Origin of the sequence: Sphingomonas sp. 35-24ZXX (genome assembly GCF_000786215.1) — a bacterium.
In the GTDB taxonomy this organism is placed as follows: domain Bacteria; phylum Pseudomonadota; class Alphaproteobacteria; order Sphingomonadales; family Sphingomonadaceae; genus Blastomonas.
The window spans coordinates 37,322-62,045 of record NZ_JROG01000009.1; the positions used below are offsets into that span (position 1 = coordinate 37,322).

A 24,724-nucleotide genomic window follows, 5' to 3' on the forward strand; every position below is an offset into this window, starting at 1 on the left:
CCATGAGCATGATCGCCGAGATGGTGGCGCGCGGGGCCGCCGCCACCCCCGACAAGCCCGCGCTGATCCAGGACGACGAGACGCTGAGCTATGCTGCGCTCGACGATCTGGTGTGCCGCTGCGTTGCTGCGCTCAAGGCCAGCGGCATCGGCAAGGGCGACAGGGTCGCGTTTCTGGGGCTCAACACCATCGATTATGTCATCCTGCTGATGGCGGCCTTGCGCATCGGCGCGGTGACGGTGGCGGTCAACTGGCGGCTGGTACCGCGCGAGATCGCCTATATCATCCAGGATGCCGGCGCGCGCTTCCTGCTGACGCAAGGCGCGGTGCTGGACAATGCGCTGGCGGTGCGTGCCGAGGCAGGGCTCGACACGATCCTGCTGGGCGATGGCGACTTCGAGGGACGGCCTGCCTTCCGGCAATGGGTGCAGGGCTTTGCGCCCGACCGATCGCTGGCTGACCTTGCGCCATCCGATGTTGCGGTCCAGCTCTACACCTCTGGCACCACCGGTCACCCCAAGGGTGCCTTGCTGACCCATGGCAGCCTCACCGCGTCCTTGAGCCAGGGCAGGAAGATCGGCGAGGACTGGGCGGCATGGCTCCCCAGCGATGTGTCGCTGGTGGCGATGCCCTTGTTCCATATCGGCGGTACCGCCTGGGTGATGCAGACGCTGAACGGCGGCGGCACCGGGGTGATCCTGGCGCAGCCCGATGTCGCGGTGATCATCGCGGCGGTGCAGCGCCATGGCATCACCAAGATGTTCGCGGTGCCCGCCGTGCTCAACATGATCCTGAACCACCCGGACGCCCAGGGTGCGGACTTCTCCTCGATGCGGGTGCTGCCTTATGGCGCCTCGCCCATCCCGCTCGACGTGCTCAGCCGGTCGATGCAGATGTTTCCCAATGCGCAGTTCGTGCAGATGTACGGCGCCACCGAGACCAGCGGCACGATCGTCTATCTGCCCCCCGAGGATCACGATGTCGCAGGCACGCCGCGCATGGCCGGCTGCGGCAAGCCCTTTCCCGATGTCCAGCTGCGCATCGTCGGTGAGGATGGGCAGGACCGCCCGACCGGCGATGTGGGTGAGGTCTGGGTGCGTGCGCCGCTGGTCATGGCGGGCTATCACAATCTCGCCGATGCCAACGCCTCGGCCTTTGTTGAGGGCTGGTACCGGACCGGCGACGCGGCGTATGTCGATGCTGACGGCTATCTCTATCTGTTCGACCGGGTGAAGGACATGATCGTCTCGGGCGGAGAAAATATCTACCCCGCCGAGGTCGAGAACGCGCTGCATCATCATCCGGCGGTGCGCGACTGCGCAGTGATCGGCATTCCTGATCGGCGCTGGGGCGAGGCGGTGAAGGCGATCGTGGTGCTCAAGGACGGCGCGGCGGTCGGTGAAGCAGCGCTGATCGCCTTTTCCCGCACGCATATCGCGGGGTTCAAATGCCCCAAGAGCATCGATTTCGTGACCGAACTGCCGCGCAACCCCTCGGGCAAGGTGCTCAAGAAGGAATTGCGCAAGCTCTACTGGCAGGAGGGCGAGCGGCAGATCGGTTAGCGCCTCACAAACCGGAATTAGCGAACAGGAAGAGGAACCACCATGACCACCACCCGCCAATGGCTGATCGCAGGCCGCCCGCGCGGTCGCCCTGTCGAAGACAGCGATTTCGAACTGGTGACGAAGGAGTTGGCACCGCCAGGGCCCGGCCAGATGCTGCTCAAGACGCACTATCTGGGCTTCGATCCCGCGCAGAAGGGCTGGATGGAGAATATCGCCGATTATGTCGCGCCGACCGAAATCGGCGAGGTGATGCGCGGCTCGGGCATTTCGGAAGTCATCGACTCGAATGGCGGCAAGTTTGCCGTGGGCACGATGGTGATCGGATCGACCGGCTGGACCGAATATCACCTGTCGGATGGCGAGGGGCTGGTGCCGTGCGAGCCGGACCTGCCGCCGACCGCAATGATGTCGGTGCTGGGCACCACGGGTCTCACCGCCTATTGCGGGCTGTTCAAGATCGGCAAGCCGGTGGCGGGCGATACGGTTTTGGTCTCGGGTGCGGCAGGGGCGACCGGATCGATCGTCGGCCAGCTGGCCAAGATCGCCGGATGCCGCGTGGTCGGCATCGCGGGCGGGCCGGACAAATGCGCCTGGCTGGTCGAAGAAGCCGGCTATGACGCCGCGATCGACTACAAGGCGGGCGGATTGAAGGCCGCGATCAAGCAGCATTGCCCGAATGGCGTCGATGTCATCTTCGACAATGTCGGCGGGGCGATCCTCGATGACATGCTGGCCCAGATCGCGACGAACGCGCGCGTCGTCATCTGCGGCGGGATCAGCCGCTATGAGACCGGACAGATGCCCGCCGGCCCGCAGAACTATTTCAACCTCATCTTCCGCCGCGCGACGATGACCGGGTTCATCGTGCTCGACTGGGCCGCCGAATTCCCGCTGATCCGCAAGCGGCTGGCGGGTTTCGTGCAGGATGGGCGGCTCGCCTATCGCGAGGATATCCAGCAAGGGTTCGAGAACGCACCGCAGACGATGCAGCGATTGTTCTCGGGCGCCAACCGCGGCAAGCAGATGCTGAAACTCTAGGCTGCCCGATGGCAGATGAAGCTGCGCTCAAGGCCGTCGTCCAGGCCGTCTATGCCCATGCCGGGGCTGGCGACTGGACGGCGTGCGAAGCCTATCTGTCGCCCGATCTGGTGATCTGGGAGGCGGACGGCCTGCCGTATGCGGGGACGTTTCGCGGGCGCGATGCGCTGCGGCGGCTGCACGGCCAGGTGATGGCGCACTGGGCCGACCCGCGGATCGATTTTCATGCCATGACGGCAGGCGAGGGCCATGTCGTCAGCCTCGTGACCTTTCATCTCACCTCGCGGATTACGGGCAAGTCGCAGGCCATGCCGCTGGCGGAGGTATTCCGCATCCAGGAGGGGCTGGTCACCGAGATTCGCCCCTTCTATTTCGATCCGGCGGCGGTCGGCGCGCTGGACCAAGCCTGATTGGCCGATCAGCCGATGGCGAACCATGCAACTTTGTTGCGATGCAACATCGCCAGACCGAGAAAAAATTGAGCAATTTCAATCAACGCAATCCATATTGCGTTTCATGCAACTCAATCTGCAAAAATATCATTCGCAAACGCAGCATTGCTTATTGAAACCTATCAATCGCGCACTTAAATGGACGGCGTAAGAATACCCGCCCGAATAAGGGCCAGTCCGTTCCCCCCGTGATTGAAAGGAATCGTCCCATGAAGCTTCGTTCCGCCCTGCTCGGCGCCGTTCTCCTCGCCGCCACCGCCGCTCCCGCCTTCGCGCAGGACGATGCCCTGATCTCGAAGAACCAGACCATCTACGACGCCGAAGGCAAGCGCGTCGGCAAGGTGACCCGCGTTCTCGAAGACGGTTCGGCTCTGGTCATCTACAAGGGCAAGGTCGTGCGCATCGGCGCCTCGACCCTCACCGCTGGCGAAGGCAAGGTCACGACCTCGCTTTCGAAGAAGGAACTTGCCCGTCTGGATTGATCCTCTCGATCCATCGACGCCCTGAAAGGCCGGGAGAGCATCGCGCTTTCCCGGCCTTTTTCGTGGTCGTTATCCGGCGGACGGTTTTGCGCAGTTGCGCTGGCCGTAGCGTCGCTGCGCGCTGGTCCGCAACCAGCGGTCAAAGCCACTTTTCTTTTGAGCGCAAAGCCGCTTAAGGTCCGGGCATGAAAGCCACCGGACCTTCTTCGCAGACCTATTTCTCGCAGCGGCTGCGGCTGCATTATGCCGATTGGGGCAATGCCGACGCCCCGCCGCTGATCCTCGTGCATGGCGGTGAGGACCATTGCCGATCGTGGGACTGGGTGGCGAGCGAGCTTCAGGGCGACTGGCATGTGATTGCGCCAGACCTTCGCGGCCATGGCGATTCGCAATGGACCGCCGACGGCAACTATCCAACGATGAACTTCGTCTATGATCTGGCCCAGCAGGTCGAGCAGTTCGGCTATGATCAGGTGACGATCGTTGCCCACTCGCTCGGCGGCAATACCGCGCTGCGCTATGCGGGGCTGTACCCTGAAAAGGTGCGCAAGATCGTCGCGATCGAAGGGCTGGGGCCCTCGCCAAGGATGCTTGAAGAGCGCCGCCAGACACCGTTGCACGATCATTGGCGCAAATGGTTTGCCGACAAGCGCGCCAAGGCGACGCGCAAGCACCGCGAATATGACAGCTTCGAGGAAGCGCTGTCGCGGATGCATGCAGAAAACAGCTATCTGACTGCCGAGCAGGCGCGGCACCTGTGCGAACATGCGGTGATCCGCAACGAGAACGGCACGTACAGCTGGAAGTTCGACCCGCATATCCGCATCTGGCCGATCCTGGATATCACGCCTGACCAGATGTACGATCTATGGCGCCGCATCACCTGCCCGACCCTGCTGTGCTGGGGTGAGAAGAGCTGGGCCTCCGATCCCGAGGCAGACGGCCGGCTGAACCTGTTCACCAATGCACGCCTCGCCAAGTTCGCCGATGCCGGGCACTGGCTGCACCATGACCAGTTCGACCAGTTCATGGCCGAGCTCAAGGGCTTCCTGTGATGCAGCAGGCGAGCGATTTCCTCACCGAATGCGACCGCATCCATGCATTGGTAGCCGCGCTCGATGAGGCGCAGCTGGCGACACCCACCGCGTTCAAGGGCTGGACGATCGGCGATGTCATCGGCCATCTGCACGTCTGGAATCAGGCCGCGCAGCTTTCGCTCAAGGACGAAGACGCGTTCAAGGGCTTCATGCGCCAGGTGGGCGGAATCATCGCCAAGGGCGGGGACTTGAATGCGTTCGAGCGAGTCTGGCTCGATGGTCTGACCGGCCAGGCGCTGGTCGCGGCCTGGGCCGAAACCTACCGCGCCACCGCTGCCGATTTCGCCACCGCCGATCCGGCGCAGCGCGTCCCCTGGGCCGGGCCGAGCATGAGCGCGCGCTCCTCGATCACCGCGCGGCTGATGGAAAGCTGGGCGCACGCGCAGGCGATCTTCGATGGGCTGGGCGTCGAGCGCGAGAACGGCGATGGCTTGAAGAATATCTGCGTGCTGGGGCTCAACACCTACGGCTGGACGTTCAAGAACCGCAGACTGGACGCGCCGCAGCCTGTCCCGCATCTGCGCCTCACCGCGCCTTCGGGCGAGATCTGGACCTTCGGCGAACCGGCGGATGGCGAGCTGATCGAAGGTGAGGCGGCGGAATTCTGCCAGGTCGTCACGCAGACCCGCAACATCGCCGATACCGCGCTCAAGGTGACGGGGCCGAATGCGACCGCCTGGATGGCCATCGCGCAATGCTTCGCCGGTGCCCCGGTCGATCCGCCCGCGCCCGGGGTGCGGCGGGTGGCGCGCGCCTGACGTTCAGGATCGGGTCGCTACAGGTTCGACAGATACCATTTCAGGGCCGAATAGTGGGACCCGCCGGGCAGCAGGTTAAGTGCCTCGCACCGCGGGAGCCGCTGTGCAAGATCCCGTGCCATCGCAACCGGTGACCAATTGTCTTCCTCACCGTGGAACAGCCAGACGGGGGCCGTGACCCGGTCCAGCTCTGCGCGCCAATCCTGCGTGTAAAGGCTGATTTCCTGCAGATAGCCGGCTCGCCCCGGACCCAGGCACTGGCGCAACACCGATTTCAGGGCTGCCTTGAACTCGGGATCGCTGGCCAGGGGACCGTCATCGCCCCGGGCGGTCGCAAACAGCATGGCATGAAGCTGGCCGGGCCAGAACCGCGCCAGCAGGGACTGGGCTCTGGTCAGGACGTGGAACATCTGCGAGTTGTCGCGTGCTGTGCGGAACACGGGTGCACCTGCCATATCGGGCAGATAGGTGCCGAGGTCGAGCGGGGCTGCAGCAGACACAAGATCGATACGGCTGACCTGGTCGCCCAGATGGGCAGCGGTCCGCAAGGCAGCGCTGGCTCCCAGCGAAAAGCCGATCAAGCGTAATCGCGCATCCGGGACGTCGCGGCGGAGGTCAGCGGCAAGCCGCGCAAAATAGTCGGTTCCAGACGGGGCCGCGTGCCTGCCTGACCGGTCGATCACCCGGAAGCCCGTGGATCTGCGCGCAATGTCGGGGCCAAATGCCAGCAGTTCATCGGCACTGCCCGGAAGCCCGTGGAAATAGATGATCTGCTCGCTATCGCTCATCCGCCGAGCTTCCCGAATGTCCGCACCCGAGGCGCATCTTGCCTGTGCCAGCGCTTCCCGGCAACCCAGCCGCCGTGCCGAAAGGCACCGGTCTTCGAACCGGAGAGCAGCCTTCTGTCGTCAGCCTCGCCGTGGCATCCGGAACGGCAGCATCAGCTTCACGATCCCCTTTTCCAGCCGGTCGAGCGACAGGCTCTCGTGCACCGCTTCGGCCTGCTCGCCGAACAGCCGGGTCTTCAGCGCGGTGCGGGAATAGAAGGGCGTATCCTCCCAGGTGCGGCGGATTTCGACCGGGGCACCGGCGTCGGCGCGGGTGATGCGCGGCATGCGCCACAAGGTCTTGGGCAGCACGCGTTCGGGGGGCAGCTCGACCTCGCTGATCGTGCCGTTGTCGGCGAAGCGCAACCCCATGCCGAAGCGCGAGGCGTCGCGGCGCTGGCCTTCGTAGAGCACCACTGAGTCGCGTTTGAGATGCGCGCGCGACCAGTGCCAGTCGGAAAAGCCGCGCTCCAGCGGTTCGATCCCGGCGTTGCTGTCGATATAGCCTTCGCCTTTCCAGCTGAGCGAAGGATTGTCGAGCTTGACGTCGATCGCCGCGCGCGGTGCGATCGGGCGCCAGGCGTGATGCCCCTCGGCGTCGAGCGGCCATTGCGTCTGGGGCATCACCTTGGGAAAGACGCGGATCGTGCCGCGCACCTTCTTGGGCAATGGCGCGGTAATCTCGGCCAGGTCGATCCGCAGGCTGGTGCCGTCCCAGTGCATCGAGCTGGGGCCGATGACGAGATGGTCGTGATCGCGCGCCAGGTGCCTGCGGCCGCGCTCGGTCATGCACCAGCCGCCGCGCGGGCCGTAGAGCGCCACGTTCATCGCGATATGGTTGTCGGGATCGCCGCGCCCGGACCAGTGATAATAAGGCGAGAACACGCTGCCGATGAAGGCGATGATCGTCAGGCCGTGCTTGCCGTCGTCGCTCAGCGCGTCGATGTACCACCAGGCATAGCCACCCGGCGGGACGATCGCATCGAAGGCAGGTCCGCAAGCAGCCGCTCTGCCGCCAAGCGGCCGGAGAGACTCGCCATCGGGATCCCGGCGCCGGGGTGAATTCCACCCCCGGCCAAATAGAGCCCCAGCAGGCGGCTCGCTGCCCCGGGCCGCTGGAAAGCCGCCTTCCATCCATGAGTCGCCCGGCCGTAGAGCGCGCCGCCCGTCGCCGGGAACAAATGCTCGTAATCCGCTGGCGTCACCAAATGCGAGTTGTCCGCCGTTCGGTCGATCGTCAGGCCACAATCCTCCAGGAAGCCGAAAACTTGCCTCTCGCATTGGTCGATCTCCGCCTGTGTATTCTGGAATGTGTCGCCATTGGCCGGCGCGTTGACGATAAGCTGCAAGCGTTCGGGACCCGGCGGCGCGCGCGCCGAATGGTCGTCGCGGTCCTGCGCGCAGATGTAGATGGTGGGCGCATCGGGCACCTGCCCGCGCTTGAAGATCGAATCGAACTCGGCGCGGTAATCGTTCGAGAAGAACACGCTGTGCCTGACCAAGGGAAAACCGGCGGTCTTCGCGTTCATCAGCCAGGTCATGCTGGAGAGCGAGCGCTGCTTGGGTGGCACGGGCGGCACCGCACGGCGCACCTTGTCGCCCAGCCGCCCGATGTTGAGCGCAGCCGGATCGCCGTTGAACACGACCGCACGCGCGCGGATGACCTCGCCCGATTCGAGCCGGACACCGGCGGCGCGGCCGTGCTCGACCACGATCTCGGCAATCGGTGCATCATAGCGGAACTTGGCGCCATTGCTGCGCGCAAGCTCTGCGATGGCCGTCGCGATCGAATGCATGCCATTGTCGGCCAGCCAAACGCCGTCCTGTTCGACATGCGCGATCAGCATCAAGGTGGCGGGTGCGACGAACGGCGACGAGCCGCAATAGGTGGCATAGCGGCCGAACAGCTGTTGCAGCCGGGGGTCGGCAAAATGCCGGCCCAGCGCCTTCCACATCGCCTGATAGGGGCGGATCGCCATCGTTTCGGGCAGGCGCTTGAAGCCGATGCGTGTCACCAGGGAGAAGGGCGTGGGGGCAGGGGCCTCCAGATAGGGTTCGCGCAGCACATTGAAGATGCGCGCGGCCTCTGCGCAGAAGGTGCGGAAACCCGCAGCGTCTCTGGCGCCGAAATAGTCGCCAATCGCCGCTTCGCTATGCGCGACATCGGCAAACAGGTCGAACGGCGCCTCGGGGCCCCAGGCATGGCGCGCGATCAGGCTGGCCGGGGTCAAGGGGATCGCGGTCTCGAGATTGCCGCCGCAATCGTTGAACAGTCGGTCGAACACCCAGCGCATCGTGAACACCGTGGGCCCGCCATCGACCGGACGCCCGGCTGCCACCACTTCGCGCAGCTTGCCGCCGGGGGTGGGCTGTCGCTCGACCACCAGCACGGATTCTCCCGCCGCTGCGAGCAACGCCGCCGCGCTCAGCCCGCCGACGCCTGCGCCGACCACAATGATCGGCTCATGGCGCATAAGGCGGTCCATCGGAATAAGCGCAGTTCATGGCAGGATGCTAGCAGGTGTCCATAAAGTTTGACAGATGTTTGTCGCAGTATTTGGACATGCATGGCTTAGGCATCGGTCAGCGCCTTTTGTCCAGCATTTCGCGCCGCTTCAAATCCGCGATATGCACCGGGAATGACAGCGTCAGCGGCACTGCGATCAGCGGCCAGTCCGCCCCGGTCAGCGCGCCGCGCAGCGCGAATACGATCAGCACCGCCGGGCCCAGCGCGAGCGCCACGTCCAGCGCCCTGGCGCCGCGCGCCACCAGCCAGACCAACTCTGCCGCCAGCACGATCAGGATCAGGTCCGCCGCATGGCCGCTGGCGAAAAGCGCCGAAACCGCGTCCATCTCAGCCGAACGGGCCATTGAGCTGCACGATCGCGAAGTTGAGCGCCGCTGCAACGCTGACCCAGCCGATATAGGGCAGCAACAGCCAGGCGGTCAGCTTGGAGAAGCGCCCGCAATAGATGATCAGCAGCGCGATCGATGCCCATAGCAGGGCGACCTCGATCAGGGCCCAGTCGGGCCGCTGGACGCGGAAGAACAACAGGCTCCACAGCACGTTGAGGAAACCGTTGAACGCGAACAGGCCGATGACATTGGTGCGCGCGTTGCGCGTCGGCGCGGCACGCCACGCGGCGAGCGAGGCCATCGCTGCCAGCGCGAAGATCAATGTCCAGGCAACGCCGTAAAGCCAGCCGGGCGGAGCCCAGGCGGGCTGGGTAAGGCTCTGGTACCACGGCCCCAGATCGGTGATCGTCGCGCCGCCCGACGCCACGATCAATGCCGCCATCGCCGCCAGGATGACGGGGAGAAAACCTTCACGATGCATGTAACCCGCAGCCTCCCAGCTGAAAAATCGCGTAATCGTCCAGTCAGGCCCGCGACAGCCCGAGCAGATGTCCCATATCCTTCACGAAGATCTTGGCATGCGCCACCGGTTTGCGGCGGACCAGTTCCTTGTGCATGTAGCTCTGCCAGGTGAGGTACTGGACATCGGGGTCCGCGCACATCTTGACGAAGCGCTCGCGCCGCTTGTCCGACGAATACCAGAAATACTGCATGATCCCGAGGATCCAGAACACCTTGCCATGCTTGGCCATGAATGCCTTGCGCGCCTGCTTGAGCGCGGATGCCTTGCCGGTGACGAGGAACTGGAATACCGCATCGGCCGCCAGCCGTCCGCAGGCCATGGCATAATAGATCCCTTCGCCCGAGGCCGGAGCGACCACGCCGGCGGCATCGCCCGCCACCACCAGGTCACGGCCATTGTCCCAGCGCTTCAGGGGCTTGAGGGGGATCGGCGCGCCTTCCTTGCGGATCGTCTCGCAACCCGCCAGGCCGATCTGCTCGCGCATCAGCGCGGTCGTTTCACGCAGGGGAAAGCCCTTGTTGGCGCTGCCCAGGCCGATGCTGGCGGTATCGCCATGCGGGAACACCCAGGCGTAGAAATCGGGCGACAAATGTCCCTGATAATAGACGTCGCAGCGGTCCGCATCGAAATCGGTGGCCTGCGCCAGGGCCGCATCGGGGGCCTTGATGATCTCGTGATAGGCAAACACGCATTTGACCTGCTCGGCGCCCTTGATGTTCTGCCGGGCCACCGCCGAGCGCGCGCCATCGGCGCCGATCACGCTGCGCACGCGCAGCCGCCGGTCGGGCCCGCCGCGCTCCTGGCGATAGACCAGCACCGCCATGCCATCATGGTCGCGGTCGATCCGTTCATAGGTCCCGGTGATCCGATGCGCACCGTTCAGCGCGGCACGCGCGCGCAGCCACTCGTCGAACACATCGCGATCGACCATGCCGACATAGCCCTTGCCCTCGGGGCCATCGCCCACCGGCATGTCGACCTCGCGGCCCGAGGGCGCGATCATCCGCGCCGCGCGGGCCTTGGCGACCAGCAAGGATTCGGGAATCTCGAAATCCTTGAGCGCGCGGGGCGGGATCGCGCCGCCGCATGGCTTGATGCGGCCATCGCGGTCGAGCAGCAGCACCTTGAGCCCGCGCTTGGCCAGATCGTTGGCCGCCGTCGCGCCCGAGGGTCCGCCGCCAATGACTGCTACGTCGAAATCCGCATCTGCCATTGTCTCTACTCCTGTTTGGCCGTCTCAGGCCGGTGCCGCCACCATAAGCGGATCGGCGGTGCGCATGGTCACGCGCACCCCCAGCAGCGCGGCGAGGATGAACAGCCCCGCCTCGCCTGCGAATATCAGTTGGAACGCGGCGCCATCGGTCGGCAGGATTCCGCGCGCGGCATCGACGCCCAGCGCCCCGGTCAGTCCGCCCAGGCCAAAGGCGATCGCCTGCGCCGCGCCCCACACGCCCATGCGGACGCCCTCTTTCGATTGCTGGCCGGCGCCTGCCAGCCCCATCATCGCGCCGATGGCGGAGACCGCGAACAATCCGTTGGCAAAGCCGAGCACCGCGACATTGGCAGACAGCGGCCAGTTGCCGCCGGTGGTCGCCGCCACCGCCAGTCCCGCCAGCGCCAGTGCGCTGCCGCCGCATCCGGCGAGGATCCACCAGCGCAGGTCCGCCGGACGCCGCCCGGCAAAGGCGCTGCCTCCGATCCCGGCGACGATCATGCCGATCATCACACCGCCATGCTGCAGCCCGGAAAGCTTGGTCGATTCGCCCGGGCTCATGCCGAAGACAAGCCCCGCATAAGGCTCGAGGATCAGGTCCTGCATCGCATAGGCGAGCATCGAGACGAACACGAAGATGGTGAAGCGCCGCGCGGTGGCATCGCCCATGATCTCGCGCAATGCCTCGCCGAAGCTGGCGCTGGGCGCATCGGCATTGGGATGGGCAGGCGGGATCAGCCGTCGTTCGATGCCTGCGATCGCGACGCAGGCCAAGCAGAAGGCACCCAGCGCCACGCCGCCCGAAACGATCGCCAGCCGCTGTTCGCTGAACGGATCGATCAGGCTGCCCGCGGTCGCTGCGGCGATGACGATGCCAGCCACCATCATGATCCAGGTGATCGCAGCGGCGGCGGCACGCCGTTCGGGCACCACGCCCGACGCCAGCATGGCGAGCAACGATGTGCCCGCTGCGCCCACGCCCGCACCGATCATGCTGAATGCCAGGATGGCCAGCAACGTGCCGGGCACTGCCGAGACGGGGAGCAGGATCGTCGCGTTGACCGCCACGATGCCGCCCAGTGCCAGAATCCCCATGCCGCCGATGATCCACGGGGTCCGCTTGCGGCCCTTGTCAGAGCCATGGCCCCAGATCGGGCGCGAAAGCTGCACCGCATAATGCCAGGCGACAAGGCCCGCGGGCAGGGCGGCCGGCAGCGCATATTCGACCACCATCACGCGGTTGAGCAGCGAGGTCGCCAGCATCACGATCGCGCCGATGCTGGCCTGCACCAGCCCCATGCGCATGATGTCGATCCAGCCCAAGCCGATACGGGGGGAGCCGATACGGGGGGAGCCGATACGGGGGGAGCCGATACGGGAGGTGCCGCGGGCGGTCATGCCGGCGCTCATATCCAGCCACCCAGGCCCAGGGCTGCAGCCAGCATGCCGAAGACATAGGAGGAGACGCCGGTGGCATTGTACCAGGGCGCATATTTGTTGGGGTCCGTCAGCAACCGGCGCATGAACACCAGTTGCATCGCAAGCAGCAGGGTGACGGCGATCGCGGATAGCGCCAGACCCCAGTTCAGCAGCAAGCCGATGACGATCACCTGCGGCACCGCCATGATCGCGCAGGCAAGCCTGGCCGCATTGGAAACGCCCAGCGTCACCGGCAGCGAGCGCACGCCCATCGCGGTGTCGCCTTCGACCGCCTTGAAATCATTGAGCGTCATGATGCCGTGCGCGCCCAGGCTGTAGAGCAGGATCACGATCAGCACCCGGCTGTCCGGCAATCCCCCGGTCATCACGCTCGCGCCGGTGAACCAGCTCAGCCCTTCATAGCTCAGCCCGACGACCGCCGGGCCGACCCAGCCGCTCATCTTGAAGCGGAACGGCGGCGCGCTGTAGCCCCAGGCGCACAGCAGCCCGACAATGGTGGCGATGAACACCCAGAAGCCCAGCGCAATGCCGAGCAGCAGCGACAGCGCAGAGCCCGCGATCGCGACATACAGCCCCCAGCGCCCGGCGATGCGCCCCGAAGGGATGGGACGCTCGGGCTGGTTGATCGCATCGACATGCCGATCGAACCAGTCGTTCACCGCCTGGCTGGTGCCGCACACCATCGGCCCTGCCAGCAGTACGCCACCGAACAGAAACCACCAGCGGCCATCCAGCCCCGCGCCTGACGACATCACCCCACAGAAAAAGGCCCACATCGGCGGAAACCAGGTTACCGGCTTCAACAGTTCCAGCACGTCGCGCGCAGCGGGAATCGGCACGGGGCGGGTGATCTTGGTGGAGCGATCCATGGCGCCAAGGCTATGCCTGACAGTGCCATGTGTCAATCAGAATGGACACTCGAGGACGAACCTTGCCCGGCGCGGCGGGCACGGCGCACAGCCGGTGGGTGTTCTAGAGGCCCATCGTCGACAGGCTGCGCTGGATGACGTCGCGCGCATGCGTCGCCGCAAAGGGAAACGACCGGAAAAACTGCTGCGCGCCGAGGGCGGGGTCGGCCCGGCGGGCCTGCTCCAGCCAGTGATGGGCATCGACCTTCCGCCCTGCAAGGTGCGCGGTCGTGGCGGCTATCAGCGCGATATGCTTGTGCGCGCCTGGCATCATCGCCGCCCGTGCACCCAGATCCGCCGCCCGCTCGTAATCCTGCAGTTGGACCTGAGCGAGAGCGCGGCTGGAGACCATGGCATAGGCCAGCGGGTCGAGCGGGCTCAGCTCGAGCGCCAGCGCAAGATCGGCGTCGGCCCGCGCGCCGTGGCCTGCCATCGTGCCGACAAGGCCGCGATTGTAGATGCCTTGCGCGAAGCTGGGGCTGAGGCGCATGGAATTGTCGAACCAGCCGATCGATTCATCCAGCCGGCCCTGGAGCCACAGGCTGCGACCCAGATTGAAGCAGGCGAACGGATCGGTCCGGTCCGCCTCGACCGCGCGATGGGCGAGCCGCTGCGCCGCAGCCCTGTCCGGCGCAGGATCGGGGGTAAAGCCCAGAAACGCATTCTGGAAATGCGTGAACGAGAGCCCGCCCAATGCGCGCGAGAAATAGGGATCGCTGTCCAGCGACTGTTCGAACAGCCGCGCGGCGCGCGCATTGTCTGCGCGGGTGAAGCGGTACATATGGTCGAGCCCGAGGTGAAAGCTGGCCCAGGCGTCGAGTTCCGCAGCTGGGCGCGCGCGGGCGATGCGAACCTCGTTGCGGGGAATGTAGACTTCCAGCGCAGCGACGACATGCGCTTCGATATCGGGCCGCATCTCCTGCAGCTCGGACACGGCGCCGCGATAGGTTTCCGCCCAGAGCGTCCCGCCGTCGCGCGCATCGACCAGCGCGGCGCTCACCACGGCCCTGCCATCGGTCAGCTCGATCGATCCGGTCAGGCAGTAGCCGATGCGCAGCGCGCGGCCCACCGCGACCGGGTCGGTGTCGGCGTCGCGAAACCGAAAGCTCGACCCCCGAGCGATGACGAACAGCCAGGGCAGTCGCGACAGGTCCATGATGATGTCCGCCGACAGGGCATCGGCGATAATGGCGTGCGCTCCCGGCTCGCCTGCCAGGGCGAAGGGAAGCACGGCAATCGAGGGTCGCCCGTCGCGCGTGTCGGGCGGGGCATGCGGGATCGGCGCTGTTGGCCGCGCCGCCTGCGCAATCGGCTGCAGCCTTGCCGGACCAGCGTTGAAGGGTTGCACACCCTGTTCGACCGCGCCGACGAAGCGGAAACCCTTGCCGTGGATCGTGCGGATCAGGGTCTGGCTCGATCCGTCGTCGCCAATCGCCTTGCGCGCCGCCTTGATCCGCGCGGCGACCGCCGATTCGGACACGATGCGTCCGTCCCAGACCTTGTCGATGATCTCGTCCTTGCCCACCAGTCGCTCGCTGTGGCCCACCAGCAGGATCAGCAGCGAGAGCACCTGTGGTTGGACATGCACGCGCGCGCCATTCTTCCGCAGTTCGAAGCGGGCCTGATCCAGCTCGAAATCCATGAATCGGAAAATCTGCGAGCCGAAGTCCGGCAAGAGCGCGCCTTTCCTGGAAAGTTCACGAAAAGGTCAGGGAAATTCACGCCATCGTCAAGCTTGGTCGCTGATCGGGCGCTATTTGACTGGCGGTCGCCGGCAGCCGCTGGCGCACTGTACCAGGAGACCGAACATGCCCCTCGTCACCATCGAAGTGATCAAGAACGTCTTTTCCGACGAGCAGAAGCATCAGTTGATCGCCAATGTGACCGAGGCGATGGTGGCCGTGGAGGGGGAAGCGCTTCGCCCGGTGACCTGGGTTCGCATCGTCGAGATCGAGCAGGGCCATTGGGCCATTGGGGGCCAGCGTCTGCAGGCCGCCGATGTGCGGGCGATGGCGGACGCGGCGCCCGGCTGATCCAGTATGCTGCAGTTCAGGCCGGATTTTTAAGGAAAAGGGGCTATGCACCGCGCGTCGGCATGGCAAAGTCGGGGGGATGGCAAAGGCGGGCGTCCGGCCGGAGAGAGGAATGATGGCACTGCACCGATTGGCGATATTGATGGCCTTCGTGCCGGTGCTGCTGTTCTCGTCGGCCGATCGGGGGGCGACGGCCCCTGCGGCGCGGCTGGAGACCGAGACGCTGATCCCGACCGATAATGTCACCGCGCCCGGCCAGCCGGCCCAGCCGCAGCGCAGCGACCGAGCCTATCCCTTCTACATGCCGATGCAGGGGCTGCGCCCGCCTGCGGTCACTCTGCGGGTGCGGTGCGATGCCTCGCGCGCGGCGGGACGCGAGATTCTCGACAGGCCATCGGCGGCGGCGCTCGAGGGGCGGATCGAGGGTGGTTTCGAGTTCATCTATGAGGCGTATGACGGTGCGGGGCAGCCGTGCGTCTATCCGTTCGCACCCTCGATGCCGCAGATCATCGGCGCGACACAGGGCACGCAATACATCTTCCGCTCGTCGGTGCCGGGCGTCCCTGTCACCTTCCGCACCGGCGACGCCTGGGCCTCGATCAACCTGCGCCTGTTCAACCTCGGCCCGCAGCGCATCCATTTCGAGATGCGCGACATCGCGCTCGATTTTCCCGGCGCGGGCGAGGCCAAGGGCGCGGTGCATCTCGAGGTGCTCGACGTCACCCGGCCGGGCCTGATCACCGCGGTCATCCGCCGCGCCAATATCTTCGGCGGCAAGAACGCGATCTTCGTGCCGGGCGGCGAGACGATGGTCTATATCGAGGACAGCACGATCCGCGGCAATGTCGGCGACAATGTCGATCAGGAACACGGCACCTATATCAACGGCACCTTGGTCACGCATATCCGCAATTCGGTCTGGTACGGGCAGAAAGGCTGGGTGGATATCGCCAGCGGTCACCAGCTCAAGGACAAGGCCTATCTGCGTGTCTACGAGGACCTCACCGTCGCCAACCTGCCCAACGCCACCACCCCGTCGGCGATGCCGCTGGTCGACATCTCGGCCTTCGGCTTTACCTGGGCGAACAATCTCAAGCTCAAGCGCGTGCCCTCGGCGCAGACTGTCCGCGATACCCTGGTCGATCTGCGCACCGAGATCGTCTACGGCGCGCCGCACCATTATCCCTGGAACATCATGGCAAGCCCGGATTGGCGCATGCCGCCCGCGCCCCTTGCCGCTCTCGACCAGGTCTATCTGTCGGTGTTCCACAACACCATGATCGACAGCTTCCGTACCGAACCTTATGTCTTCGCGCTGCGGCCGCAGGGCCTGGGAGTGGAGCCCGGCAGCCCCACGGTCATGGGCAATGAACTGACGACCAAGGCGCAGCAGCGCATGGTCTCGCTGGCATTCAATACCAAAGGCAACGTCCGCAAGGTCTATTCGCCCGAGGGCTGGACCTATGTCGATCCGCAGCTGCCGCCTAACGCGCAATGGGTGACGGACCGCGATGCGTTCATCCGCCATGCGCTCGGGCTGATCGGGCGATAGGGTCAGATGTCGGCGCAGACCAGCCGGTAGCCCACCGCAGGTTCGTTGAGGATGAGCTCGGGATGCGCGGGGTCGCGCTCCAGCTTCTGGCGCAGCGCCCGGACAGCAACGCGCAGATAGTCGATGTTGTCCTGCTGCGCCGGCCCCCACACGCTGCGCAGCAGATGGCTGTGCGACAGCACCCGTCCGGCATGCTTGGCGAGTTCGGCCAGCACCGCATATTCCTTGGGCGTCAGATGCACGGGCGTGCCCTCGCGGGCGACGACGCGGCGGTGCAGATCGACGCTGAGCGGGCCGATGACCAGCGGCTCCTGCTCGGCCCCGGGGCTGAGGTCGACCAGTCCATCGACATAGCGGCCCAGATGCGCGGTCTCGCTGGCGACCGTGGCGGCAAGCGTCCGGTCAGTGCCGTCAGCGCGGCGCAGCGCGCGCGCCGCCGCCGCGATCGCATTCAGCCGGGGCTTCACGTCCTCGCCGATCGAGGTCAGCAGCGCGGTGCGCAGCCGGTCGCGCTCGCGCAGCGCGGCCAGATCGCGCGCTTCGTCCTCCAGCCGCGCGCGCACCAGCGCCAGTGCGACCTGATCGAGCAGATTGCCGAACAGCTGCATCTGCTGCTCGGTCATCGGCAGGGCGCCATCCTCGCGCGCCAGCCCGGCGACAGCGAGCACGCCATTGTCCGAGGTCACGGGATGGAACTGCCAGTCGGTCAGCGCATTCCGGCTGAGGCCGCGCCCCGTGGCACGGCCGGAATCCAGGCTGATCGCCGCAGCCGCGAGATCCCCCGGGCCCAGCACGGCATGCGGTGGCATCGCCGCAACCGTCTGCGGCGCGCCGTCTGTGCCGGGCCGGATCACCAGGGTCGTCTGGCAGCCGAACAGGGCAGAGAGCTGCCGCGTGGCGACCTCGCAGATCTGCTGCTGGCCGGTGCAGGACAACAGCTGCCGCGCGAGCCCGGCGATCGTGGCGTTGCGCGCGGCAAACCGGTCTGCGCGGCGGCTCTGCTCGCGAATCGAGGCGGCCAGTCTGCTGGTGACCGCCGCGACCAGAAACAGCACCGCCACCGTCACCACATCGGCCGGGTTGGCGATACGGAAGGTGTGATAGGGCTCAGTGAAATAGAAATTGTAGGCGAGGGTCGACAAGGTCGCGGCGACAAGCGCGGGCCATAGACCCAGCAACAGCGCCGCCACCAGCACGGGCGGAATGTAAAGCAGCGCCACCGCGGTGCCGCCCCAGCGCGGCGCGATGAACAGCCCGGCCAGCGTGGCCAGCGCAATCAGCAGCGAGGCTGCGATGGTGCCGCCCGCGCGCCAGACGGGGCGATCGGGTGCGGCGAGCGGGAGATAGCGATCGTTGTGCATGGCCGACTAGATGCGCGCGCGCCGCCGCCGCGTCGAGAGGGTGGCGATCAATCCACATGGAATCTTTATGCGGTTCGGGCCCACATCGCGGGCATGGAAACCATCTTGAACGCGCCTTCCGCGCCCGCCCAGCCCGCCCCCCATAACGGTCCCAAGGACCGATTGCCCGTGCTCATGCTCGGTGCCATCGGCGTGGTGTTCGGCGATATCGGCACCTCTCCCCTTTACGCGCTGAAGGAGAGCTTTATCGGCCCGCACCCGCTCAGCGTCGATCGGCTGCATATCTTTGGCGTGCTCAGCCTGATCTTCTGGTCGCTGATGCTGATCGTGACGATCAAATATGTGCTGGTGGCGATGCGGGCCGACAATCGGGGGGAGGGCGGGTCGTTCGCGCTGCTCGCCTTGGTGTCGCGGCACATGGGTGCCAACCGCTGGGGCGGCACTCTGGTCGTACTCGGCGTGCTGGCGGCATCGATGTTCTATGGCGATGCCATGCTGACACCGGCGATCTCGGTGCTCTCGGCGGTCGAGGGCCTGACCCTGGTGCAATCCAACCTGGCGCCGCTGGTGGTGCCGATCGCGGTCGTCATCCTGATCGCGCTGTTCCTGATCCAGTCGCGCGGCACCGCGCGGGTGGGTGCGGTGTTCGGGCCGGTGGTGCTGATCTATTTCGCCACCCTGGCGACCCTGGGCGTCTTTAACATCGTCCAGCAGCCGCAGATTCTGGGGATTCTGAGCCCGCACTGGGCGGTCGAATTCTTCGCCCATGATCCGCGCACAGCGTTTCTCGCGATGGGATCGGTGTTCCTGGCGGTGACCGGCGCCGAAACGCTCTATGCCGATATGGGTCATTTCGGTCGCAAGGCGGTGGGGCTGAGCTGGCTGACCGTGGCCTATCCCTGCCTGATACTCAACTACATGGGCCAGGGCGCGCTGCTGCTGGGCAATCCGGCCGCGGTCGAAAACCCCTTCTATCTGATGGCGCCCGACTGGGCCCGGCTGCCGCTGGTCATCATCGCCACGGCGGCGACCATCATTGCCAGCCAGGCGGTGATCTCGGGCGCCTTCTCGGTGACTCACCAGGCGATCCAGCTCGGCTTTCTGCCGCGGCTTCGCACCCTGCACACGAGCGAGAAGGCGGCGGGACAGATCTATATTCCGGCAATCAACTGGAGCCTGCTGATCATGGTGCTGGTGCTGGTGCTGGGCTTTCGCGAATCGACGCGGCTGGCGTCTGCCTATGGCATTTCGGTGGTGGGCACGATGCTGATCACCGCGGTGATGCTGGCCTTCCTGCTGTTCAAGGTCTGGGGCTGGAACCGCTGGCTCGCCACCGCGACGATCGGCGCGTTCCTGCTGGTCGACAGCATCTATTTCCTGTCGAACATCGCCAAGATTCCCGACGGCGGCTGGTTCCCGCTGGTGGTGGCGGGCGTCCTGTTCACGGTGCTGACCACCTGGGCCAAGGGCCGCCGCCTGATGCAGCGGGGGATGGACGATGCCGCGATGCCGCTCGATGTCTTCATCCGTTCGGCCGCCTCCGCGCACCGGGTCCGCAACACCGCGGTGTTCATGTCGGCGGCGCAGGAAGGCGTTCCGGCGGCGCTGCTGCACAATTTCAAGCACAACCAGGTGCTGCACGAACGGGTGCTGATCCTCACCGTGCATATCGAGGAGGTGCCCACGGTCGAGTCCGCCAGCCGTCTGGAGCAGAGCGATGCAGGCCAGGGCTTTCACCGGGTGATCCTGCGCTACGGCTTCATGGACGAGGTCGACGTGCCGCGCGATCTGGCTGCGCTCGATTGCCCCGGCGGGCCGTTCGACATGATGAAGACCAGCTTCTTCCTGGGTCGCCAGAAGCTGGTCGCGTCGGCCGAAAAGCCCGGCATGGCGCTCTGGCGCGAGCATCTTTTCGCCTGGATGAGCCGCAGTTCGGAAAGCGCGATGGAATTCTTCCGCATTCCCACCAACCGCGTGGTGGAACTCGGCAGTCAGGTGCAGATCTGAAGGAAACGCGGGAGCTGACGGCGCGGCGGGCGCGCTGTCAGCTCAGCTCGTCCTTGCGCCCGATGAGATTGCCAAGCCCGTGACGGTGCAGCTTGGAATACAGGCTCTGGCGGCTCAGCCCCAGGATTTCGGCGGCAGAAGCGCGGTTGTCCGAGGTATAGGCAAGCGCTGCCTCGATGCACATGCGCTCGATCAGATCGGTCGATTCGCGCACGATCTCGCGCAGCGGCATGCGCCCGACCAGTTCGGTGAGCTGATCGACCGAGCGCGGCAGGTCGCGGTCGGACGGCGGCAGATCGCGCACGCGGCGGCTGACGGTGCGGATGGCAAAGCCGTAATGCCCGCCCTGCGCCTCGGTCTTGACGCCGGACACCTCGATGGCTTCCTCGATCGCATCGTCGGCATGGACGATCGTGGTCGCGTTGCGCACCTGGCCGTGATCGTCCAGCTGCTTGCGCATCAGATCGACATCGATGCCGGGGCGACCGATGAAACGGCTGAGCGGCTGGCCGGTGATCGCTTCCTTCGAGCTGCCATGCACCAGATCGACAAAGGCCGAATTGGCGGTGAGAATGTGCATCTTGCTGTCGGTGAGCACGAAGGCATCGGGCATCCGCTCGATCAGATCGGCCATCGGGCGCCGGTCACCGGTCAGATCGAATGGCGCATCGCCGCTCGACAGGCGGATCATGAACTGGCGGCCATTGTCCTGGCGGAACGGCATCGCGGTCAGCACCATCGGCGGCTGGCCCTCGCGGATGCTGACATCCATTTCGCAATGCTCGCCGGTCGCGGTCGCGCCGCCCAGCCGGGCGATGAGTTCGTCGCGCGAGATGCCGCCAATGACATTGGCGAGGTCGCGGTTGTCGAGGCTGCCGGCCTTGGCCTCGAACAGCCGATAGCTGGCCGGATTGGCAGCAACGATGCGGCGTGTATTGGAATCGATTACCAGCACCGGATCGGTGATCATGTCGAACAGCAGGCGGAAGCGGGCCTCGGTCTGGCGCAGCTTGAGGTAATCGCGCTCCAGCGACTGCTGGGTCTGGAGCAGGCGCTGCTGCAGGTTGGCCCAGGCGCGCACATCGCGGCCGATGGCCATGCGCGGCTTGCCTTCGCCCAGATCGACCAGACGGTAATGGATCGGGAGATTGCCTTCGGGACCCGGGTGGTTGACCTGCCGCCAGCGGCCTGGGGCCTCGGACGGCGGAGCAGACAGCATTTCGCTGATCTTCGGACGGCTGTCGAGCGCGACCGTGTCTTCCCAGCGGCGGCCTATCCAGCCGCTGAGGTCGGGCATGTCGTCAGCACTGACGGAGATGTCGCTGATGACGCCATCGTCATCGAGCGCCAGGGCAATATCGCCTGCGGCCAGCACCAATGCGAGTGCAGCGCCGATTTCCAGAGTACCGACAACGCCTTTGAGGTCGCGGAAAGGCATAGCAATTGCTGAAAGCTCGTCCTTGTTCATGCCGCGCCGGGTGCGGTCTTCAATTCGAAAGAGCGATACGCTCAACCCCGGCAGATACAAGTTCATCGGCCAAAGCGAGTGCAGCCGTGGCATCGGGTGCGGTACCATCCGCCCCCAGCGCACGCGCGCGTTCAGGGTCATGGCCAATGGCCGGACCGCCGATCATGATCGCCAGATTGGGATTGCAGGACACGCTTCTCATCGCCGTCAGCAGTTTGGGAACGGCCGCGATAGAAAAGTCGGTGGTTACTGTCAATCCGACGACATCGAAAGACGAAGTGCTGAGCGCGCGCAGGATTTCGGACTGGTCGGGTTCGACCAAGGCCTCGACATCCCAGCCGGCCCGCTGAAAGCATTCGGAGATCATCAGCGTGCCCAGGCTGTGCTGGTCGTTGGGCATGGTGGTGAACAGCGCGCGGTTGCTGCGCAGATGCCAGCCCGGCGTGGGCGGTGCCCAGACCGCAATGGTGCGCAGCAGCAGTTGCAGCCGCCACAGACCCATTGTCACATCGACGAAATCGCATTCGTCGCGAGTCCATTTTTCGCCCAGCTCGCGCGCGGTGGGCGCGATCAGCTCGATGAACAGGGTTTCGGGCGCCACATCGCTGTCGAGATGATGGATAATGATGTCGGCCAGCTCATTGACCTCGTGAGCCAGCACCTGATTGGCGAAGGCTGCGATCGCGGCTTCGTCAAACATGGGTGTTGGCGTGTCCTTGCGCATGGGCGCGGCATCGCCGGCATTTACATTGTCTGTGTTGTCGTTCGACTGGGTGCCGGACGTATCCCGGAAATCCTCGACGGCAGCCTTGCTGGCCGGCGTCACGGTGGACGACACCAGATGGGGCGAGGAATCTGCGGGAAACTGCATCATGCGCGGATCATCCTGATGGACCATCAGCAGCCGGGGAATGATTTCATCCTCGACCAGCCGACCGACATCTTCGCTCAGTCCCTGGCGCGCGAACCGATTGGAGCCGGCCTGCTCGCCATCCCAGGGCGACTCTTTCTTGCGCGAACGCGCATTGCGAAACAGTCCTGTCGTCGACCGGAATAGATCGATGCCAAAAACTGAGGCCATTCAGACTCTCCTGGTCTCGTCGACGCATCGTGCATCGGCCTCATGGCGGGAAACTTTCTGCGCGCCCATCCTCGCCATAGCCGGATCGTACGCCTGTCCAGTGAGCCTGACAACCAGAGATTTGTCAAGCAAACTATACGTCAATTTAACTTGACACTTTTGGAATGGGCGGCGTAAGTTTCGGTTCTTGAAACGGGAGGCACTCTCATCCTCATGGCACTGAAAAATCAGCCTGGAACTGCGGATAACCGCCAGCTTGCGGGCGATCTGTCAGGTCGCCGGGATGGCCATGCGGGTGCTGCGCTCTATACCCCCGAAGAGCGCCAGCGGCGCGATTCGACGGTATGGACGCTGGTCCAGGGTGTCCTGGCACCTGTCCAGTTCCTGGTCTTTCTGGTGAGCCTCGGACTGGTCCTGCGCTATTTCGGGACAGGTGAGGGCGCCCTTGCCGCCGACGTCTCGATCATCATCAAGACCCTGACCCTGTACACCATCATGATCACCGGTTCGATCTGGGAGAAGGTGGTCTTCGGCAAGTGGCTGTTTGCCCCGGCGTTCTTCTGGGAAGACGTGTTCTCGATGCTCGTGCTCGCGCTGCACACCCTGTATCTGGTGATGCTGCTCGCCGCGATCGGCACCGTCGAACAGCGGATGGGCGTCGCGCTGGCAGGCTATGGCGCCTATGTCGTCAACGCCGCGCAGTTCCTCTGGAAGCTGCGGATGGCGCGGCTGCAGGGTGCCGTGGCCGACGAGTCGCAGCCCCGCCTGGCGGTGGCACGATGATCGCCGCCGCACCGCTTCCCGCCACCCAGGGCTGTGCCTCTGCGCCGGTGCTGCGCGAACGCGGCCAGCGCGAGGTGTTCTGCGGGCTGACCGGCATCGTCTGGCTTCACCGCAAGATGCCCGATGCCTTCTTCCTGGTGGTGGGATCGCGCACCTGCGCGCATCTGCTGCAGTCGGCCGCAGGCGTGATGATCTTTGCAGAGCCCCGCTTTGCCACCGCGATCATCGAGGAACGCGATCTGGCCGGCCTTGCCGATGCCAACGAAGAGCTCGACCGGGTGGTCCGCCGCCTGCTTGCCCGCCGCCCCGAGATCCGCACCCTGTTCCTGGTCGGCAGCTGCCCGTCGGAAGTCATCAAGCTCGATCTGTCGCGCGCCGCCCAGCGGCTTGCCGGCGCGTTCCTGCCCGATGTGCGGATCGTCAACTATTCGGGCAGCGGCATCGAGACGACCTTCACCCAGGGCGAGGACGCGTGTCTGGCTTCGCTGGTGCCGTTCATGCCGCCGCAGCCCGCGCAGGCCGATCAGCAGCTGCTGATTGTCGGCGCGCTGCCCGATATCGTCGAAGACCAGTTGCTGCGGCTCGTGCGCGAGCTTGGCATCACCAATGTCGGCTGCCTGCCCGCCCGCGAATCGCGCGATCTGCCGCCTGTCGGCCCGAACACCCGGTTCCTGCTGGCGCAGCCGTTCCTGGGCGATACCGCACAGGCGCTCGAAGATCGTGGTGCGGTGCATCTGCCCGCGCCCTTCCCGTTCGGCGCCGAAGGCACCACCGACTGGCTGCATGCCGCGGCCAGGGCCTTTGGCATCGATGAAATGCATTTCCGCGCGACGGTCGCGCCGGGCCGCGAGCGCGCCAAGCGCGCGCTCGAGCACAGCCGGGCGCAGCTGGAAGGCAAGAGCATCTTCTTCCTGCCTGATTCGCAGCTCGAACTGCCGCTGGCGCGCTTCCTGCACACCGAACTCGGCATGGTCCCGATCGAGATCGGCACGCCCTATCTGCACCGCCAGCACATGGCGCTGGAGCTGGCGCAGCTGCCCTCTTCGACGGTGATCAGCGAAGGCCAGGATGTCGACAGGCAGCTCGACCGCGTGCGCGCCTCGAAGCCCGACATCACCGTTTGCGGCCTGGGTCTTGCCAACCCGCTGGAGGCCGAAGGCTTCACGACGAAATGGGCGATCGAACTGGTGTTCTCGCCGATCCATGGTTTCGATCAGGCAGGCGATCTGGCGGAGCTTTTTGCCCGGCCGATCCGTCGCCGCGATGTGTTGAGGGTATAG

At 65.5% G+C, this 24,724-nt stretch carries 23 protein-coding genes; 11 read left to right on the top strand and 12 right to left on the bottom strand.

Translation table 11 applies throughout. From position 1 onward, the window contains the following. Window positions 1-2: 2 nt before the first annotated feature. From LI72_RS16220 to LI72_RS16245, 6 genes are all read left to right on the top strand, one after another. Complete coding sequence (locus LI72_RS16220; RefSeq protein ID WP_033927017.1) at window positions 3-1,562, top strand: long-chain-fatty-acid--CoA ligase; 1,560 nt, start codon at window positions 3-5, stop codon at window positions 1,560-1,562. A 42-nt stretch (window positions 1,563-1,604) separates the two neighbouring features. Next, window positions 1,605-2,603: an NADP-dependent oxidoreductase gene (locus LI72_RS16225; RefSeq protein WP_033927018.1), complete on the top strand. Its 999-nt coding sequence runs from the start codon at window positions 1,605-1,607 to the stop codon at window positions 2,601-2,603. Window positions 2,604-2,611: 8 nt separating this feature from the next. After that, window positions 2,612-3,013 carry a nuclear transport factor 2 family protein gene (locus LI72_RS16230; RefSeq protein ID WP_033927019.1) on the top strand — a complete coding sequence of 134 codons (402 nt, stop codon included), beginning with the start codon at window positions 2,612-2,614 and terminating at the stop codon, window positions 3,011-3,013. A 251-nt stretch (window positions 3,014-3,264) separates the two neighbouring features. Further along, the gene (locus LI72_RS16235) at window positions 3,265-3,537 is read left to right on the top strand and encodes a hypothetical protein (protein ID WP_033927020.1); all 273 of its coding nucleotides are present in this window, start codon (window positions 3,265-3,267) and stop codon (window positions 3,535-3,537) included. A gap of 185 nt (window positions 3,538-3,722) precedes the next feature. Beyond that, a complete protein-coding gene (locus LI72_RS16240; RefSeq protein WP_033927021.1) occupies window positions 3,723-4,592 on the top strand; it encodes an alpha/beta fold hydrolase in 870 nt (289 codons plus the stop codon). After that, window positions 4,592-5,392, top strand: coding sequence for a TIGR03084 family metal-binding protein (locus tag LI72_RS16245; protein WP_033927022.1), 801 nt, complete (start codon window positions 4,592-4,594; stop codon window positions 5,390-5,392). The genes LI72_RS16240 and LI72_RS16245 overlap by 1 nt, the downstream gene beginning before the upstream one ends. Window positions 5,393-5,409: 17 nt before the next feature. Here the strand turns inward: LI72_RS16245 and LI72_RS16250 are convergent, their stop codons facing one another. From LI72_RS16250 to LI72_RS16290, 9 genes are all read right to left on the bottom strand, one after another. Further along, window positions 5,410-6,180 (bottom strand): alpha/beta fold hydrolase, encoded by a 771-nt coding sequence (locus LI72_RS16250; RefSeq protein WP_033927023.1) that lies wholly within the window; start codon window positions 6,178-6,180, stop codon window positions 5,410-5,412. 120 nt (window positions 6,181-6,300) lie between these two features. Then, complete coding sequence (locus tag LI72_RS16255; RefSeq protein ID WP_081985145.1) at window positions 6,301-7,104, bottom strand: hydratase; 804 nt, start codon at window positions 7,102-7,104, stop codon at window positions 6,301-6,303. Between the two features lie 47 nt (window positions 7,105-7,151). Beyond that, on the bottom strand, window positions 7,152-8,705 hold the full coding sequence (gene crtD, locus LI72_RS16260) for a 1-hydroxycarotenoid 3,4-desaturase CrtD (RefSeq protein ID WP_231562504.1): 1,554 nt from the start codon (window positions 8,703-8,705) through the stop codon (window positions 7,152-7,154). A 97-nt stretch (window positions 8,706-8,802) separates the two neighbouring features. After that, window positions 8,803-9,090, bottom strand: a complete 288-nt coding sequence (locus LI72_RS16265) for a hypothetical protein (RefSeq protein ID WP_231562505.1) — start codon at window positions 9,088-9,090, stop codon at window positions 8,803-8,805. Then, window positions 9,074-9,556 carry a TspO/MBR family protein gene (locus tag LI72_RS16270; RefSeq protein WP_033927025.1) on the bottom strand — a complete coding sequence of 161 codons (483 nt, stop codon included), beginning with the start codon at window positions 9,554-9,556 and terminating at the stop codon, window positions 9,074-9,076. Before LI72_RS16270 ends, LI72_RS16265 begins: the two co-directional genes overlap by 17 nt. A gap of 43 nt (window positions 9,557-9,599) precedes the next feature. Beyond that, window positions 9,600-10,811: a geranylgeranyl diphosphate reductase gene (locus LI72_RS16275; RefSeq protein WP_033927026.1), complete on the bottom strand. Its 1,212-nt coding sequence runs from the start codon at window positions 10,809-10,811 to the stop codon at window positions 9,600-9,602. A 24-nt stretch (window positions 10,812-10,835) separates the two neighbouring features. Next, window positions 10,836-12,116 carry a BCD family MFS transporter gene (locus LI72_RS16280; protein ID WP_052130154.1) on the bottom strand — a complete coding sequence of 427 codons (1,281 nt, stop codon included), beginning with the start codon at window positions 12,114-12,116 and terminating at the stop codon, window positions 10,836-10,838. 101 nt (window positions 12,117-12,217) lie between these two features. Next, window positions 12,218-13,120 (bottom strand): chlorophyll synthase ChlG, encoded by a 903-nt coding sequence (chlG, locus tag LI72_RS16285; RefSeq protein WP_033927027.1) that lies wholly within the window; start codon window positions 13,118-13,120, stop codon window positions 12,218-12,220. 103 nt (window positions 13,121-13,223) lie between these two features. Next, window positions 13,224-14,801, bottom strand: a complete 1,578-nt coding sequence (locus LI72_RS16290; RefSeq protein WP_033927180.1) for a winged helix-turn-helix domain-containing tetratricopeptide repeat protein — start codon at window positions 14,799-14,801, stop codon at window positions 13,224-13,226. Between the two features lie 166 nt (window positions 14,802-14,967). Between LI72_RS16290 and LI72_RS16295 the strand changes: the two genes are divergently transcribed. Further along, window positions 14,968-15,192, top strand: coding sequence for a tautomerase family protein (locus tag LI72_RS16295; RefSeq protein WP_033927028.1), 225 nt, complete (start codon window positions 14,968-14,970; stop codon window positions 15,190-15,192). A gap of 115 nt (window positions 15,193-15,307) precedes the next feature. Next, window positions 15,308-16,744 carry a hypothetical protein gene (locus tag LI72_RS16300; RefSeq protein WP_231562507.1) on the top strand — a complete coding sequence of 479 codons (1,437 nt, stop codon included), beginning with the start codon at window positions 15,308-15,310 and terminating at the stop codon, window positions 16,742-16,744. Between the two features lie 2 nt (window positions 16,745-16,746). Here LI72_RS16300 and LI72_RS16305 read toward each other — a convergent pair whose 3' ends face one another. Further along, window positions 16,747-18,105, bottom strand: a complete 1,359-nt coding sequence (locus tag LI72_RS16305) for a DUF4118 domain-containing protein (RefSeq protein ID WP_052130068.1) — start codon at window positions 18,103-18,105, stop codon at window positions 16,747-16,749. Between the two features lie 93 nt (window positions 18,106-18,198). Between LI72_RS16305 and LI72_RS16310 the strand changes: the two genes are divergently transcribed. Continuing rightward, complete coding sequence (locus LI72_RS16310; protein ID WP_156139658.1) at window positions 18,199-20,112, top strand: potassium transporter Kup; 1,914 nt, start codon at window positions 18,199-18,201, stop codon at window positions 20,110-20,112. A 37-nt stretch (window positions 20,113-20,149) separates the two neighbouring features. Here LI72_RS16310 and ppsR read toward each other — a convergent pair whose 3' ends face one another. Next, window positions 20,150-21,580, bottom strand: coding sequence for a transcriptional regulator PpsR (ppsR, locus tag LI72_RS16315; RefSeq protein WP_033927030.1), 1,431 nt, complete (start codon window positions 21,578-21,580; stop codon window positions 20,150-20,152). 19 nt (window positions 21,581-21,599) lie between these two features. Beyond that, a complete protein-coding gene (locus LI72_RS19180) occupies window positions 21,600-22,661 on the bottom strand; it encodes a cobalamin B12-binding domain-containing protein (RefSeq protein WP_052130072.1) in 1,062 nt (353 codons plus the stop codon). A gap of 213 nt (window positions 22,662-22,874) precedes the next feature. On the opposite strand from LI72_RS19180, the gene bchF reads away from it, so the two are divergent. Both bchF and LI72_RS16330 read left to right on the top strand, forming a co-directional pair. Continuing rightward, window positions 22,875-23,444: a 2-vinyl bacteriochlorophyllide hydratase gene (gene bchF / locus LI72_RS16325; RefSeq protein ID WP_081985148.1), complete on the top strand. Its 570-nt coding sequence runs from the start codon at window positions 22,875-22,877 to the stop codon at window positions 23,442-23,444. Beyond that, a complete protein-coding gene (locus LI72_RS16330; RefSeq protein ID WP_033927031.1) occupies window positions 23,441-24,724 on the top strand; it encodes a ferredoxin:protochlorophyllide reductase (ATP-dependent) subunit N in 1,284 nt (427 codons plus the stop codon). Before bchF ends, LI72_RS16330 begins: the two co-directional genes overlap by 4 nt.

Coding starts and splice junctions, on each gene's coding strand:
- LI72_RS16220 (WP_033927017.1), top strand. CDS start 3: ATGAGCATGATCGCCGAGATGGTGGCGCGCGGGGCCGCCGCCACCCCC.
- LI72_RS16225 (WP_033927018.1), top strand. CDS start 1,605: ATGACCACCACCCGCCAATGGCTGATCGCAGGCCGCCCGCGCGGTCGC.
- LI72_RS16230 (WP_033927019.1), top strand. CDS start 2,612: ATGGCAGATGAAGCTGCGCTCAAGGCCGTCGTCCAGGCCGTCTATGCC.
- LI72_RS16235 (WP_033927020.1), top strand. CDS start 3,265: ATGAAGCTTCGTTCCGCCCTGCTCGGCGCCGTTCTCCTCGCCGCCACC.
- LI72_RS16240 (WP_033927021.1), top strand. CDS start 3,723: ATGAAAGCCACCGGACCTTCTTCGCAGACCTATTTCTCGCAGCGGCTG.
- LI72_RS16245 (WP_033927022.1), top strand. CDS start 4,592: ATGCAGCAGGCGAGCGATTTCCTCACCGAATGCGACCGCATCCATGCA.
- LI72_RS16250 (WP_033927023.1), bottom strand. CDS start 6,180: ATGAGCGATAGCGAGCAGATCATCTATTTCCACGGGCTTCCGGGCAGT.
- crtD (WP_231562504.1), bottom strand. CDS start 8,705: ATGGACCGCCTTATGCGCCATGAGCCGATCATTGTGGTCGGCGCAGGC.
- LI72_RS16265 (WP_231562505.1), bottom strand. CDS start 9,090: ATGGCCCGTTCGGCTGAGATGGACGCGGTTTCGGCGCTTTTCGCCAGC.
- LI72_RS16270 (WP_033927025.1), bottom strand. CDS start 9,556: ATGCATCGTGAAGGTTTTCTCCCCGTCATCCTGGCGGCGATGGCGGCA.
- LI72_RS16275 (WP_033927026.1), bottom strand. CDS start 10,811: ATGGCAGATGCGGATTTCGACGTAGCAGTCATTGGCGGCGGACCCTCG.
- LI72_RS16280 (WP_052130154.1), bottom strand. CDS start 12,116: ATGCGCATGGGGCTGGTGCAGGCCAGCATCGGCGCGATCGTGATGCTG.
- chlG (WP_033927027.1), bottom strand. CDS start 13,120: ATGGATCGCTCCACCAAGATCACCCGCCCCGTGCCGATTCCCGCTGCG.
- LI72_RS16290 (WP_033927180.1), bottom strand. CDS start 14,801: ATGGATTTCGAGCTGGATCAGGCCCGCTTCGAACTGCGGAAGAATGGC.
- LI72_RS16295 (WP_033927028.1), top strand. CDS start 14,968: ATGCCCCTCGTCACCATCGAAGTGATCAAGAACGTCTTTTCCGACGAG.
- LI72_RS16300 (WP_231562507.1), top strand. CDS start 15,308: ATGGCACTGCACCGATTGGCGATATTGATGGCCTTCGTGCCGGTGCTG.
- LI72_RS16305 (WP_052130068.1), bottom strand. CDS start 18,105: ATGCACAACGATCGCTATCTCCCGCTCGCCGCACCCGATCGCCCCGTC.
- LI72_RS16310 (WP_156139658.1), top strand. CDS start 18,199: ATGGAAACCATCTTGAACGCGCCTTCCGCGCCCGCCCAGCCCGCCCCC.
- ppsR (WP_033927030.1), bottom strand. CDS start 21,580: ATGAACAAGGACGAGCTTTCAGCAATTGCTATGCCTTTCCGCGACCTC.
- LI72_RS19180 (WP_052130072.1), bottom strand. CDS start 22,661: ATGGCCTCAGTTTTTGGCATCGATCTATTCCGGTCGACGACAGGACTG.
- bchF (WP_081985148.1), top strand. CDS start 22,875: ATGGCACTGAAAAATCAGCCTGGAACTGCGGATAACCGCCAGCTTGCG.
- LI72_RS16330 (WP_033927031.1), top strand. CDS start 23,441: ATGATCGCCGCCGCACCGCTTCCCGCCACCCAGGGCTGTGCCTCTGCG.